The sequence below is a fragment of the uncultured Streptococcus sp. genome, assembly GCF_915066115.1.
Classification (GTDB): Bacteria; Bacillota; Bacilli; order Lactobacillales; family Streptococcaceae; genus Streptococcus.
Genome location: NZ_CAJZDT010000037.1, coordinates 1 through 13888 on the forward strand (window position 1 = coordinate 1; position 13888 = coordinate 13888).

The window sequence follows — 13888 nt, forward strand, 5'->3', positions numbered from 1 at the left end:
CACCGCGTTTTATCTGTGGAGGACCTGGGCTTGGGAAGACTCACTTACTCAATGCAATTGGGAATGAGATTTTGAAAAATATTCCTGATGCGCGTGTGAAGTACATCCCTGCTGAAAGCTTTATAAACGACTTTCTTGAACATCTTAGACTGGGTGAAATGGATAAGTTCAAAAAACCCTACCGTAGCCTCGATCTCTTGTTAATTGATGATATTCAATCGCTGAGTGGAAAAAAAGTTGCAACTCAGGAAGAATTTTTCAATACTTTCAATGTTCTCCATAACAATCAAAAACAAATTGTTCTGACCAGTGATCGTAGCCCTAAACACTTAGAGGGCCTTGAAGAAAGACTTGTCACGCGCTTTAGCTGGGGCTTGACGCAAAACATCACACCACCTGACTTTGAAACACGTATTGCCATTTTACAAAGTAAAACAGAGCATTTAGACTACAATTTCCAAAGTGATACCCTAGAATACCTAGCTGGCCAATTTGATTCAAACGTTCGAGAACTTGAAGGAGCAATCAACGACATCACTTTAATTGCCAGAGTGAAGAAGATTAAGGATATCACTATCGATATCGCTGCAGAAGCCATTAGAGCTCGCAAACAAGATGTTAGCCAAATCCTCGTCATTCCAATTGATAAAATCCAAACTGAAGTAGGGAACTTCTATGGTGTTAGTGTCAAAGAAATGAAGGGAAGCAGACGCCTTCAAAATATTGTTTTGGCCCGTCAAGTAGCCATGTATTTATCTAGAGAATTAACAGATAATAGTCTTCCAAAAATTGGGAAGGAATTTGGAGGAAAAGATCATACAACAGTCATTCATGCCCATGCAAAAATTAAATCTTTGATTGATGAAGACGATAATTTACGTTTAGAAATTGAATCAATCAAAAAGAAAATCAAATAGCTTGTGGATAACTTTCGTTTTTTTATCTTTTTTATCCACATTTTTTAAACAAGCCAAAAAACTTGATAGGACTTACTTCAAGTCTGTTTTCCACAGATTTCACAGACTCTATTATTACTATTATCCTTCTAATACTAAAAATAAATAAAGGAGAATCCATGATTCATTTTTCAATTAATAAAAATTTATTTCTACAAGCATTAAATACTACTAAGAGAGCTATTAGTTCTAAAAATGCTATTCCTATTTTATCAACCGTAAAAATTGACGTGACCAATGAAGGTGTTACTTTAATTGGTTCAAATGGTCAAATTTCAATTGAAAATTTTATTTCTCAAAAAAATGAAGATGCTGGTTTGTTAATTACTTCTTTAGGTTCGATCCTTCTTGAAGCTTCTTTCTTTATCAATGTTGTATCCAGTCTACCTGATGTAACTCTTGATTTTAAAGAAATTGAACAAAATCAAATTGTCTTAACCAGCGGCAAATCAGAAATTACCCTAAAAGGAAAAGATAGCGAACAGTACCCACGAATCCAAGAAATTTCAGCAAGCACTCCTTTGGTTCTTGAAACAAAATTGCTCAAGAAAATTATTAATGAAACAGCTTTTGCTGCAAGTACACAAGAGAGTCGTCCAATTTTGACAGGTGTTCATTTTGTATTGAGCCAACACAAAGAGTTAAAAACAGTTGCAACAGACTCTCATCGGCTAAGCCAGAAAAAATTGACTCTTGAAAAAAATAGTGATGATTTTGATGTCGTGATTCCTAGCCGTTCTCTACGCGAATTTTCAGCAGTATTTACAGATGATATTGAAACTGTAGAGATTTTCTTTGCCAACAATCAAATCCTCTTTAGAAGCGAAAATATTAGCTTCTATACTCGTTTGTTAGAAGGTAACTATCCTGATACAGATCGTTTGATTCCAACGGACTTTAATACTACTATTACTTTTGATGTTGTAAACTTACGCCAGTCAATGGAACGTGCTCGCCTTTTATCAAGTGCTACTCAAAATGGTACTGTGAAACTTGAAATTAAAGATGGGGTTGTTAGCGCCCATGTTCACTCTCCAGAAGTTGGTAAAGTAAACGAAGAAATCGATACTGATCAAGTGACTGGTGAAGATTTGACTATTAGTTTCAACCCAACTTACTTGATTGATTCTCTTAAAGCTTTAAATAGCGAAAAGGTGACCATTAGCTTTATCTCAGCTGTTCGTCCATTTACTCTTGTGCCAGCAGACACTGATGAGGACTTCATGCAGCTCATTACACCAGTTCGTACAAATTAAGTAAAAGAGGTTGAGCCTGGCTCGCCTCTTTTATGATATAATCAAAAAAGAAAAGGAGAGTAGTATGTATCAAGTTGGAAATTTTGTAGAGATGAAAAAACCACATGCTTGTACAATCAAGTCAACAGGTAAAAAAGCAAATCGTTGGGAAATTACGCGTGTAGGGGCAGATATAAAAATCAAATGCAGTAATTGTGACCATATTGTCATGATGGGACGCTATGATTTTGATCGAAAGATGAATAAAATTATTGACTGATACTCAATGAAAATCAAAGAGCAAACTAGGAAACTAGCCGCAGGTTGCTCAAAACACTGTTTTGAGGTTGCAGATAGAACTGACGAAGTCAGTTCTATCTATACGGCAAGGCGACGTTGACGTGGTTTGAAGAGATTTTCGAAGAGTATGAGAACCCTTAGTTAGAGGGTTAGCAAGTTTTCCCTTTTTGTGTTATAATATTAGGGATTGAAATGAAAACGGAGAATGAGAAAATATGGCTTTAACAGCAGGTATCGTTGGTTTGCCAAACGTTGGTAAATCAACACTATTTAATGCAATTACAAAAGCAGGAGCAGAGGCTGCAAACTATCCATTTGCGACGATTGATCCAAACGTTGGAATGGTTGAGGTTCCAGATGAACGCCTACAAAAATTGACTGAAATGATCACTCCTAAAAAGACAGTTCCAACAACATTTGAATTTACAGATATCGCAGGAATTGTAAAAGGAGCTTCAAAAGGAGAAGGGCTAGGGAATAAATTCTTGGCTAATATCCGTGAAGTAGACGCGATTGTTCACGTAGTTCGTGCTTTTGATGATGAAAATGTGATGCGCGAGCAAGGACGTGAAGATGCTTTTGTGGATCCACTTGCAGATATTGATACTATTAACCTGGAGTTGATTCTTGCTGACTTAGAATCAGTTAATAAGCGTTATGCGCGTGTAGAAAAGATGGCACGTACGCAAAAAGATAAAGAATCAGTAGCTGAGTTTAATGTTCTTCAAAAGATTAAACCAGTCCTAGAAGATGGAAAATCAGCTCGAACTATTGAATTTACAGATGAAGAACAAAAAGTTGTCAAAGGTCTCTTCCTTTTGACGACTAAACCAGTGCTCTATGTTGCCAATGTGGATGAGGATGTTGTTTCAGAACCTGACTCTATCGACTATGTTAAACAAATTCGTGAATTCGCAGCGACAGAAAATGCTGAAGTAGTCGTTATTTCTGCGCGTGCTGAGGAAGAAATTTCTGAGTTAGACGAAGAAGATAAGCAAGAGTTTCTTGAAGCACTTGGTTTGACAGAGTCAGGCGTTGACAAGTTGACTCGTGCAGCTTACCACTTACTTGGATTGGGAACTTACTTCACAGCTGGTGAAAAAGAAGTTCGCGCTTGGACCTTTAAACGTGGTATGAAGGCTCCTCAAGCAGCTGGTATTATCCACTCAGACTTTGAAAAAGGATTTATTCGTGCAGTAACTATGTCATATGAGGATCTAGTGAAATATGGATCTGAAAAGGCTGTAAAAGAAGCTGGGCGCTTGCGTGAAGAAGGAAAAGAATATATCGTTCAAGATGGCGATATCATGGAATTCCGCTTTAATGTCTAATAATATTTAACAAATAGTGTCAATTAGGTTGGAAAAAAATTCCAACCCTTTTGGCTTTTGAAAGGAAAAATAAATGACCAAATTACTTGTAGGATTAGGAAATCCAGGAGATAAATATTTTGAGACCAAACACAATGTTGGATTTATGTTGATTGACCAACTAGCGAAGAAACAGAATGTCACTTTTACACACGATAAGATATTTCAAGCTGACCTAGCATCCTTTTTCCTAAATGGAGAAAAAATTTATCTTGTCAAACCAACGACATTTATGAATGAAAGTGGAAAAGCGGTTCATGCTTTATTGACTTATTATGGTTTGGATATTGAAGATTTACTCATCATTTACGATGACCTTGACATGGAAGTTGGGAAAATTCGTTTAAGAGCAAAAGGTTCAGCAGGTGGTCATAATGGTATCAAGTCTATTATTCAACATATTGGAACCCAAACCTTTAATCGTGTTAAAATTGGAATCGGAAGACCTAAAAATGGCATGTCAGTTGTTCACCATGTTTTGAGTACTTTTGACAAGGATGATTATATTGGTATTTTACAGTCTATTGACAAAGTTGACGATTCTGTAAACTACTATTTACAAGAGAAAAACTTTGAAAAAACGATGCAGAGGTATAACGGATAAATGGTGACCTTATTAGATTTATTCTCAGAAAATGATCAGATAAAAAAATGGCATCAAAATCTGACAGATAAGAAAAGACAATTAATCTTAGGCTTGTCAACTTCTACAAAAACTTTAGCAATTGCTAGTAGTTTGAGACAGGAAGATAAGATTGTGTTATTGACGTCAACTTATGGAGAAGCCGAAGGACTTGTTAGTGATCTTATATCTATCTTGGGTGAGGAACTTGTCTATCCATTTTTGGTAGATGACTCCCCTATGGTCGAGTTTTTGATGTCTTCACAAGAAAAAATCATTTCACGGGTTGAAGCCTTGCGTTTTTTGACTGATTCATCTAAGAAAGGGATTTTAGTTTGTAATATCGCAGCAAGTCGATTGATTTTACCGTCTCCCAATGCATTTAAAGATAGTATTGTAAAAATAACAGTTGGTGAAGAATATGACCAACACGCACTTATCCATCAGTTAAAAGAGATAGGCTATCGAAAAGTTACACAAGTACAAACTCAAGGCGAATTTAGTCTGCGAGGAGATATTTTAGATATTTTTGAAATATCCCAGTTGGAACCTTACCGAATTGAGTTTTTTGGTGATGAAGTCGATGGTATTAGGTCATTTGAAGTCGAAACACAATTATCGAAAGAAAATCAGACAGAACTCATTATCTTTCCAGCTAGTGATATGCTTTTGAGGGAAAAGGATTATCAACGAGGACAATCAGCTTTAGAAAAACAAATTTCAAAAACGTTATCACCTATTTTAAAATCATACTTAGAAGAAATTCTTTCAAGTTTTCATCAAAAACAAATGCATTTAGATTCTAGGAAGTTTTTATCTTTGTGTTATGACAAGACATGGACTGTTTTTGACTATATTGAAAAAGATACCCCAATATTCTTTGATGATTATCAAAAATTAATGAATCAGTATGAAGTCTTTGAAAGAGAACTAGCACAATACTTTACAGAAGAATTACAGAACAGTAGAGCATTTTCTGAGATGCAGTATTTTGCAGATACAGAGCAAATCTATAAAAAACAGAGTCCGGTTACCTTTTTCTCTAATCTGCAAAAGGGTTTAGGCAATCTCAAGTTTGACCAAATTTATCAATTTAATCAATATCCTATGCAGGAGTTTTTTAATCAATTTTCTTTTCTAAAAGAAGAAATTGAGCGATACAAAAAAATGGATTATACTATTATCCTGCAGTCTAGCAATTCAATGGGAAGTAAAACATTGGAGGATGTTTTAGAGGAATACCAGATTAAATTGGATTCTAGAGATAAGTCAAGTATTTGTAAAGAATCTGTAAACTTAATCGAGGGTAATCTCAGACATGGTTTTCATTTTGTAGATGAAAAGGTTTTATTGATAACTGAACATGAGATTTTTCAAAAGAAATTGAAACGTCGTTTTCGAAGACAACATGTTTCAAACGCAGAGAGATTAAAAGATTACAATGAACTTGAAAAAGGGGACTACGTTGTCCATCATATCCATGGGATTGGTCAATATTTAGGAATTGAAACCATTGAAATCAAAGGGATACACCGCGATTATGTCAGTGTGCAGTATCAAAATGGGGATCAAATCTCTATCCCAGTAGAACAGATTCATCTACTGTCTAAATATATTTCAAGTGATGGGAAAGCGCCAAAACTCAATAAATTAAATGATGGTCATTTCAAAAAGGCCAAGCAAAAAGTTAAGAACCAAGTAGAGGATATAGCTGACGATTTAATTAAACTTTATTCTGAACGCAGTCAGTTGAAGGGTTTTGCTTTCTCAGCTGATGATGAGGATCAACATGCTTTTGATGATGCCTTCCCTTATGTTGAAACGGATGATCAACTTCGTAGTGTTGAGGAAATCAAGAGAGATATGCAGTCTTCTCAACCAATGGATCGACTTTTAGTTGGGGATGTTGGTTTTGGAAAGACTGAAGTTGCTATGCGTGCAGCCTTTAAGGCAGTCAATGATCACAAACAGGTTGTCGTTCTAGTTCCGACGACGGTTTTAGCGCAACAGCACTATACGAATTTTAAGGAACGATTCCAAAATTTTGCAGTTAATATTGATGTATTGAGTCGTTTTAGAAGTAAAAAAGAGCAGGCAGAGACACTTGAAAAATTGAAAAATGGTCAAATTGATATTTTGATTGGAACGCATCGTGTTTTGTCAAAAGATGTTGTGTTTGCTGATTTGGGTTTGATGATTATTGATGAGGAACAGCGATTTGGTGTCAAGCATAAGGAAACCTTGAAAGAACTGAAAAAACAAGTAGATGTCCTGACCTTGACAGCAACGCCAATTCCTCGTACCCTTCACATGTCTATGCTGGGAATCAGAGATTTGTCTGTTATTGAAACTCCGCCGACTAATCGTTATCCAGTGCAAACCTATGTTTTAGAAAAGAATGATAGTGTGATTCGTGATGCTGTCTTGCGTGAAATGGAGCGTGGAGGTCAAGTTTACTATCTTTACAATAAAGTTGACACGATTGACCAGAAGGTTTCCGAATTACAGGAGTTGATTCCAGATGCTTCGATTGGTTATGTTCATGGGCAAATGAGTGAGATTCAGTTAGAAAATACTCTACTGGATTTCATTGAAGGTCAGTATGATATTTTAGTGACTACTACCATTATTGAGACAGGGGTGGACATTCCAAATGCTAATACTTTATTTATTGAAAATGCGGACCATATGGGCTTGTCAACCTTGTATCAGTTAAGAGGAAGAGTCGGTCGTAGTAATCGTATTGCTTATGCCTATCTCATGTATCGTCCAGAAAAATCAATCAGTGAAGTCTCCGAGAAGAGATTAGAAGCGATCAAAGGATTTACAGAATTGGGCTCTGGATTTAAGATTGCAATGCGAGATCTTTCGATTCGCGGAGCAGGAAATCTTTTAGGAAAATCCCAGTCTGGTTTCATTGATTCTGTTGGTTTTGAATTGTATTCGCAGTTATTGGAGGAAGCTATTGCTAAACGACATGGTAATGTGAACACAAGAACCAAAGGGAATTCTGAGTTGATTTTACAAATTGATGCCTATCTTCCTGATACCTATATTTCTGATCAACGACATAAGATTGAAATTTACAAGAAAATTCGTCAAATTGACAACCGTGTCAATTATGAGGAGTTACAAGAAGAGCTGATGGACCGTTTTGGAGAATACCCAGATGTGGTTGCTTATCTTTTAGAGATTGGTTTAGTCAAGTCATATTTGGACAAGGTCTTTGTTCAACGTGTAGAAAGAAAAGAGAATAAGATTACAGTTCAATTTGAAAAAGTCACTCAACGACTGTTTTTGGCTCAAGATTATTTTAAAGCTTTATCCGCAACGAATTTAAAAGCAGCCATAGCTGAGAATAAGGGATTAATGGAAGTTGTATTTGATGTTCGAAACAAGAAGGACTATGAAATTTTAGAAGGTCTACTCATTTTTGGAGAAAGTTTATTAGAGATAAAAGTGTCGAAAGAAGGCAATTCCCTTTAACATTTTTCTTCTATAAAGTAGATAAAAATGATACAATAATAATTTGAGGTAATAAAAATGAGATTAGACAAATATTTAAAAGTATCAAGAATTATCAAGCGTCGTACAGTCGCAAAAGAAGTAGCAGATAAAGGCAGAATCAAGGTAAATGGAATCTTGGCAAAAGGTTCAACGGATTTGAAAGTTAATGACCAAGTTGAAATTCGCTTTGGAAATAAGTTGCTACTTGTAAAAGTACTGGAGATGAAAGATAGTACAAAAAAAGAAGATGCAGCAGGCATGTATGAAATTATCAGTGAAACACGGGTAGAAGAAAATGTCTAAAAATATCGTACAATTGAATAATTCTTTTATTCAAAATGAACACCAACGTCGTCGCTATCTGATGAAGGAACGACAAAAACGGAATCGTTTCATGGGTTGGGTTCTTATTTTGATGATTTTATTGTTCATTTTACCAACTTATAATCTTGCTCAAAGTTATCATCAATTACTCCAAAGACGTCAACAGTTATCAGACTTGCAAACTCAGTATCAAACCTTGAGTGAGGAAAAGGAGAAAGAGACAGCTTTTGCTACAAAGTTGAAAGATGAAGATTACGCTGCTAAATACATGCGTGCAAAATATTATTATTCTAAGAATCGGGAAGCTGTTTATACGATTCCTGACTTGCTCCCAAGGTGATAAAATGGAAAATTTATTAGACGTAATTGAGCAATTTTTGAGTCTATCGGATGAAAAACTAGAAGAGTTGTCTGATAAAAATCAACTATTGCGTTTACAAGAAGAAAAGGAAAGGAAGAATGCGTAAATTCTTAATTATTTTGTTGCTACCTAGTTTTTTGACCATTTCAAAAGTCGTTAGCACAGAAAAAGAAGTCGTCTATACTTCGAAAGAAATTTATTACCTTTCACAATCTGACTTTGGTATTTATTTTAGAGAAAAGCTAAGTTTTCCTATGGTTTATGGAGAAGTTCCTGTTTATGCGAATGAAGATTTAGTAGTAGAATCTGGAAAATTGACTCCAAAAACAAGTTTTCAAATAACCGAGTGGCGTTTAAATAAACAAGGAATTCCAGTATTTAAGTTATCCAACCATCAATTTATTGCTGCAGACAAACGATTGTTATATGATCAGTCAGAGGTAACTCCAACAATAAAAAAAGTATGGTTAGAATCTGATTTTAAACTGTATAACAGTCCTTATGATTTAAAAGAAGTGAAATCATCCTTATCAGCTTATTCTCAGGTATCAATCGATAAGACCATGTTTGTAGAAGGAAGAGAATTTCTACATATTGATCAGACTGGATGGGTAGCTAAAGAATCAACTTCTGAAGAAGATAATCGGATGAGTAAAGTCCAAGAAATGTTATCGGAAAAATATCAGAAGGATTCATTTTCTATTTATGTTAAGCAACTGACTACTGAAAAAGAAGCTGGTATCAATCAAGATGAAAAGATGTATGCAGCTAGTGTTTTGAAACTCCCTTATCTTTATTATACGCAAGAAAAAATAAATGAAGGTCTTTATCAGTTAGATACGACTGTAAAATACGTATCTGCAGTCAATGATTTTCCGGGTTCTTATAAACCAGAGGGAAGTGGTAGTCTTCCTAAAAAAGAGGATAATAAAGAGTATTCTCTAAAGGATTTAATTACGAAAGTATCTAAAGAATCTGATAATGTAGCTCATAATCTATTGGGATATTACATTTCAAACCAATCTGATGCCACATTCAAATCCAAGATGTCTGCTATTATGGGAGATGATTGGGATTCCAAAGAAAAATTGATTTCTTCTAAGATGGCTGGGAAGGTCATGGAAGCTATTTATAATCAAAATGGATTTGTATTGGATTCTTTGACTAAAACAGATTTTGATAATGAGAGAATTGCCAAAGGTGTTTCTGTTAAAGTAGCTCATAAAATTGGAGATGCGGATGAATTTAAGCATGATACAGGTGTTGTCTATGCAGATTCTCCATTTATTCTTTCTATTTTCACTAAAAATTCTGATTATGATACGATTTCTAAGATAGCCAAGGATGTTTATGAGGTTCTAAAATGAGGAAACAAGATTTTTTAAATCATTTTCTCAAGAAGGGATATTTCAAAAGGCATGCTAAGGTGATGCTAGCTCTTTCTGGTGGATTAGATTCTATGTTTCTATTTAAGGTGTTATCTACGTATCAAAAAGAGTTAGAAATTGAATTGATTCTAGCTCATGTGAATCATAAGCAGAGAGTAGAATCAGATTGGGAAGAACAGGAATTAAGGAAGTTAGCTGCTGAAGCAGAGCTTCCTATTTATATCAGCGATTTTTCAGGAGAATTTTCAGAAGCGCGTGCTCGACATTTTCGTTATGATTTTTTTCAAGAGGTCATGAAAAAGACAGGTGCGACAGCTTTGGTCACTGCCCACCATGCTGATGATCAGGTGGAAACGATTTTAATGCGCTTGATTCGAGGAACTCGTTTGCGCTATCTATCAGGAATTAAGGAGAAGCAAGTAGTCGGAGAGATAGAAATAATTCGTCCCTTCTTGCATTTTCAGAAAAAAGACTTTCCACCAATTTTTCACTTTGAAGATACATCAAATCAGGAAAATCATTATTTTCGCAATCGTATTCGAAATTCTTATTTACCAGAATTAGAAAAAGAAAATCCTCGATTTAGAGATGCAATCTTAAGCATCGGCAATGAAATTTTAGATTATGACTTAGCTATAGCTGAATTATCAAAGAATATTGATGTAGAAAATTTAGAGCAGCTATTGTCTTACTCTGAGTCTACACAAAGAGTTTTACTTCAAACTTATCTGAATCGTTTTCCAGATTTGAATCTCACAAAAGCTCAGTTTGAAGAAGTTCGGCAGATTTTAAAATCTAAAAGCCAGTATCGTCATCCGCTTAAAAATGGTTATGAATTAGTAAAAGAGTATCAACAGTTTCGGATTTGTAAAATCAGTCCTCAGTCTGATGAAAAGGAAGATGAACTTGTGTTACACTATCAAAATCAGGTATCCTACCAAGGTTATTTATTTTCCTTTGGACTTCCTTTAGAAGGTGGATTAATTCAGCAGGTACCTGTTTCACGGGAAACCTCAATACACATTCGTCATCGAAAAACAGGAGATTTTTTGATTCAAAATGGGCATAGAAAAAAACTCAGACGTCTATTTATTGATTTGAAAATCCCTATGGAAAAGCGAAAATCATCTCTGATTATTGAGCAATTTGGTGAAATTGTCTCAATTTTGGGAATTGCGACCAGTAATTTGAGTAAAAACACGAAAAATGATATAATGAACACTGTACTTTATATAGAAAAAATAGATAGGTAAAAAAATGTTAGAAAACGATATTAAAAAAATCCTCGTTTCACACGATGAAATTACAGAAGCTGCTAAAAAATTAGGTGCTCAACTCACTAAAGACTATGCAGGAAAAAATCCAATCTTAGTTGGGATTTTAAAAGGATCTATTCCTTTTATGGCTGAATTAGTCAAACATATCGACACACATATTGAAATGGACTTCATGATGGTTTCTAGCTATCATGGTGGAACAGCAAGTAGTGGTGTCATTAATATCAAGCAAGATGTAACTCAAGATATCAAAGGAAGACATGTTTTATTTGTAGAAGATATCATTGATACAGGTCAAACTTTGAAGAATTTGCGAGATATGTTTATTGCAAGAGAAGCAGCTTCTGTTAATATTGCAACCTTGTTGGATAAACCAGAGGGACGTGTTGTAGAAATTGAGGCTGACTATACCTGCTTTACTATTCCAAATGAGTTTGTAGTAGGTTATGGTTTAGACTACAAAGAAAATTATCGTAACCTTCCTTATGTTGGAGTATTGAAAGAAGAAGTATATTCAAATTAGAAAGAACAATTTTTAATGAAAAAACAAAATAATGGTTTAATTAAAAATCCTTTTCTATGGTTATTACTTATTTTTTTCCTAGTTACAGCTTACCAGTATTTTAGTACAGGTAGTGTTGCAGGGAAAAGTGAGCAAATTAATTATACAGAATTGGTAAAAGAAATTACCGATGACAATGTAAAAGAATTAACCTACCAACCAAATGGAAGTGTTATCGAGGTTTCGGGTGTCTATAAAAATCCTAAAACAAGTAAAGAAGAAACAGGTATCCAGTTCTTTTCTCCTTCTGCTACAACAGTAGAGAAATTTTCAAGTATTATTCTTCCTTCAGATACTACAGTATCAGAATTGCAAAAGCTTGCTTCTGACCATAAAGCGGAAGTAACTATTAAGCATGAAAGTTCAAGTGGTATGTGGATTAATATTCTTGTATCCATTGTGCCATTCGGTATTCTTTTCTTCTTTCTATTTTCTATGATGGGAAATATGGGAGGAAATAATAGCCGTAACCCGATGAGTTTTGGACGTAGTAAGGCTAAAGCTGCAAATAAAGAAGATATTAAAGTAAGATTTTCAGATGTTGCTGGAGCTGAGGAAGAAAAACAAGAACTAGTTGAAGTTGTTGAATTTTTAAAAGATCCAAAACGATTTACAAAACTTGGAGCCCGTATTCCAGCAGGTGTCCTTCTAGAGGGACCTCCGGGAACAGGTAAGACGTTACTTGCTAAGGCAGTCGCCGGAGAAGCAGGTGTTCCATTCTTTAGTATCTCAGGTTCTGACTTTGTAGAAATGTTTGTCGGAGTTGGAGCTAGTCGTGTTCGTTCTCTTTTTGAAGATGCCAAAAAAGCAGCACCAGCTATTATCTTTATCGATGAAATTGATGCTGTTGGCCGTCAACGTGGAGTCGGTCTTGGCGGAGGTAATGACGAACGTGAACAAACCTTGAACCAACTCTTGATTGAGATGGACGGTTTTGAGGGAAATGAAGGGATTATTGTCATCGCTGCGACAAACCGTTCAGATGTACTTGACCCTGCCCTTTTGCGTCCAGGACGTTTTGATAGAAAAGTATTGGTTGGCCGTCCTGATGTTAAAGGTCGCGAAGCAATCTTGAAAGTTCATGCTAAGAACAAGCCTTTAGCGGAAAATGTTGATTTGAAATTAGTTGCCCAACAAACTCCAGGTTTTGTTGGTGCTGATTTAGAGAATGTATTGAATGAAGCAGCTCTAGTTGCTGCTCGTCGCAATAAATCAGTAATTGATGCCTCAGATATTGATGAAGCAGAAGATAGAGTTATTGCTGGTCCTTCTAAGAAAGATAAGACAGTTTCACAAAAAGAACGTGAATTGGTTGCCTACCATGAGGCAGGACATACCATTGTTGGTCTAGTCTTGTCGAATGCTCGTGTTGTGCATAAAGTTACCATCGTACCGCGTGGACGTGCCGGAGGATATATGATTGCACTTCCTAAGGAAGACCAAATGCTTCTTTCTAAAGAAGATATGAAAGAGCAATTGGCTGGTTTAATGGGTGGACGTGTAGCTGAAGAAATTATCTTTAACGTCCAAACTACAGGAGCTTCAAACGACTTTGAACAAGCGACACAAATGGCGCGTGCAATGGTTACAGAGTACGGTATGAGTGAAAAACTTGGCCCAGTACAATATGAAGGAAACCATGCTATGTTTGGTGCACAGAGTCCTCAAAAATCAATTTCAGAACAAACAGCTTATGAAATTGACGAAGAAGTTCGTTCATTATTAAATGAAGCACGAAATAAAGCTGCTGAAATCATCCAATCAAATCGTGAAACTCACAAGTTGATTGCAGAAGCATTATTGAAATACGAAACATTGGATAGTACACAAATTAAAGCTCTTTATGAAACAGGAAAGATGCCTGAAACCGTAGAAGAGGAATCTCATGCATTATCTTATGATGAAGTAAAGTCAAAAATGAATGACGAAAAATAACCCTGAGAGAGGCAAGACCTCTCTTTTTTGTGCAGTTGAGGAGCTAAAGGG

General features: G+C 35.5%; 13 protein-coding genes. All 13 read left to right on the top strand.

Annotation, left to right across the window (positions count from 1 at the left end):
- A partial coding sequence (gene dnaA, locus QZ565_RS04000) for a chromosomal replication initiator protein DnaA (RefSeq protein WP_295525960.1) occupies window positions 1-917 on the top strand: 917 nt, incomplete at its 5' end.
- Between the two features lie 158 nt (window positions 918-1075).
- Window positions 1076-2212: a DNA polymerase III subunit beta gene (gene dnaN / locus QZ565_RS04005; protein ID WP_000581173.1), complete on the top strand. Its 1137-nt coding sequence runs from the start codon at window positions 1076-1078 to the stop codon at window positions 2210-2212.
- A gap of 64 nt (window positions 2213-2276) precedes the next feature.
- Window positions 2277-2471 carry a DUF951 family protein gene (locus QZ565_RS04010; RefSeq protein ID WP_042751911.1) on the top strand — a complete coding sequence of 65 codons (195 nt, stop codon included), beginning with the start codon at window positions 2277-2279 and terminating at the stop codon, window positions 2469-2471.
- A 235-nt stretch (window positions 2472-2706) separates the two neighbouring features.
- Window positions 2707-3822: a redox-regulated ATPase YchF gene (gene ychF, locus QZ565_RS04015; RefSeq protein ID WP_001218713.1), complete on the top strand. Its 1116-nt coding sequence runs from the start codon at window positions 2707-2709 to the stop codon at window positions 3820-3822.
- Window positions 3823-3895: 73 nt separating this feature from the next.
- The gene (gene pth, locus QZ565_RS04020; protein ID WP_000163936.1) at window positions 3896-4465 is read left to right on the top strand and encodes an aminoacyl-tRNA hydrolase; all 570 of its coding nucleotides are present in this window, start codon (window positions 3896-3898) and stop codon (window positions 4463-4465) included.
- Window positions 4466-7969 (top strand): transcription-repair coupling factor, encoded by a 3504-nt coding sequence (mfd, locus tag QZ565_RS04025; RefSeq protein ID WP_261035058.1) that lies wholly within the window; start codon window positions 4466-4468, stop codon window positions 7967-7969. It abuts the gene before it with no gap.
- A 57-nt stretch (window positions 7970-8026) separates the two neighbouring features.
- Window positions 8027-8293 (top strand): RNA-binding S4 domain-containing protein, encoded by a 267-nt coding sequence (locus QZ565_RS04030; protein WP_295525974.1) that lies wholly within the window; start codon window positions 8027-8029, stop codon window positions 8291-8293.
- Complete coding sequence (locus QZ565_RS04035) at window positions 8286-8654, top strand: septum formation initiator family protein (protein WP_000041905.1); 369 nt, start codon at window positions 8286-8288, stop codon at window positions 8652-8654. The genes QZ565_RS04030 and QZ565_RS04035 overlap by 8 nt, the downstream gene beginning before the upstream one ends.
- A gap of 4 nt (window positions 8655-8658) precedes the next feature.
- A complete protein-coding gene (locus QZ565_RS04040; protein ID WP_020902316.1) occupies window positions 8659-8781 on the top strand; it encodes an SP_0009 family protein in 123 nt (40 codons plus the stop codon).
- Complete coding sequence (locus QZ565_RS04045; RefSeq protein ID WP_261048888.1) at window positions 8774-10042, top strand: class A beta-lactamase-related serine hydrolase; 1269 nt, start codon at window positions 8774-8776, stop codon at window positions 10040-10042. Before QZ565_RS04040 ends, QZ565_RS04045 begins: the two co-directional genes overlap by 8 nt.
- The gene (tilS, locus tag QZ565_RS04050) at window positions 10039-11316 is read left to right on the top strand and encodes a tRNA lysidine(34) synthetase TilS (protein ID WP_295525979.1); all 1278 of its coding nucleotides are present in this window, start codon (window positions 10039-10041) and stop codon (window positions 11314-11316) included. The genes QZ565_RS04045 and tilS overlap by 4 nt, the downstream gene beginning before the upstream one ends.
- Window positions 11317-11320: 4 nt before the next feature.
- Window positions 11321-11863: a hypoxanthine phosphoribosyltransferase gene (gene hpt / locus QZ565_RS04055; RefSeq protein WP_000892176.1), complete on the top strand. Its 543-nt coding sequence runs from the start codon at window positions 11321-11323 to the stop codon at window positions 11861-11863.
- 15 nt (window positions 11864-11878) lie between these two features.
- Window positions 11879-13837 (top strand): ATP-dependent zinc metalloprotease FtsH, encoded by a 1959-nt coding sequence (gene ftsH / locus QZ565_RS04060; RefSeq protein WP_049500431.1) that lies wholly within the window; start codon window positions 11879-11881, stop codon window positions 13835-13837.
- The last annotated feature ends 51 nt before the right edge of the window (window positions 13838-13888 follow it).

Coding starts and splice junctions, on each gene's coding strand:
- dnaN (WP_000581173.1), top strand. CDS start 1,076: ATGATTCATTTTTCAATTAATAAAAATTTATTTCTACAAGCATTAAAT.
- QZ565_RS04010 (WP_042751911.1), top strand. CDS start 2,277: ATGTATCAAGTTGGAAATTTTGTAGAGATGAAAAAACCACATGCTTGT.
- ychF (WP_001218713.1), top strand. CDS start 2,707: ATGGCTTTAACAGCAGGTATCGTTGGTTTGCCAAACGTTGGTAAATCA.
- pth (WP_000163936.1), top strand. CDS start 3,896: ATGACCAAATTACTTGTAGGATTAGGAAATCCAGGAGATAAATATTTT.
- mfd (WP_261035058.1), top strand. CDS start 4,466: ATGGTGACCTTATTAGATTTATTCTCAGAAAATGATCAGATAAAAAAA.
- QZ565_RS04030 (WP_295525974.1), top strand. CDS start 8,027: ATGAGATTAGACAAATATTTAAAAGTATCAAGAATTATCAAGCGTCGT.
- QZ565_RS04035 (WP_000041905.1), top strand. CDS start 8,286: ATGTCTAAAAATATCGTACAATTGAATAATTCTTTTATTCAAAATGAA.
- QZ565_RS04040 (WP_020902316.1), top strand. CDS start 8,659: ATGGAAAATTTATTAGACGTAATTGAGCAATTTTTGAGTCTATCGGAT.
- QZ565_RS04045 (WP_261048888.1), top strand. CDS start 8,774: ATGCGTAAATTCTTAATTATTTTGTTGCTACCTAGTTTTTTGACCATT.
- tilS (WP_295525979.1), top strand. CDS start 10,039: ATGAGGAAACAAGATTTTTTAAATCATTTTCTCAAGAAGGGATATTTC.
- hpt (WP_000892176.1), top strand. CDS start 11,321: ATGTTAGAAAACGATATTAAAAAAATCCTCGTTTCACACGATGAAATT.
- ftsH (WP_049500431.1), top strand. CDS start 11,879: ATGAAAAAACAAAATAATGGTTTAATTAAAAATCCTTTTCTATGGTTA.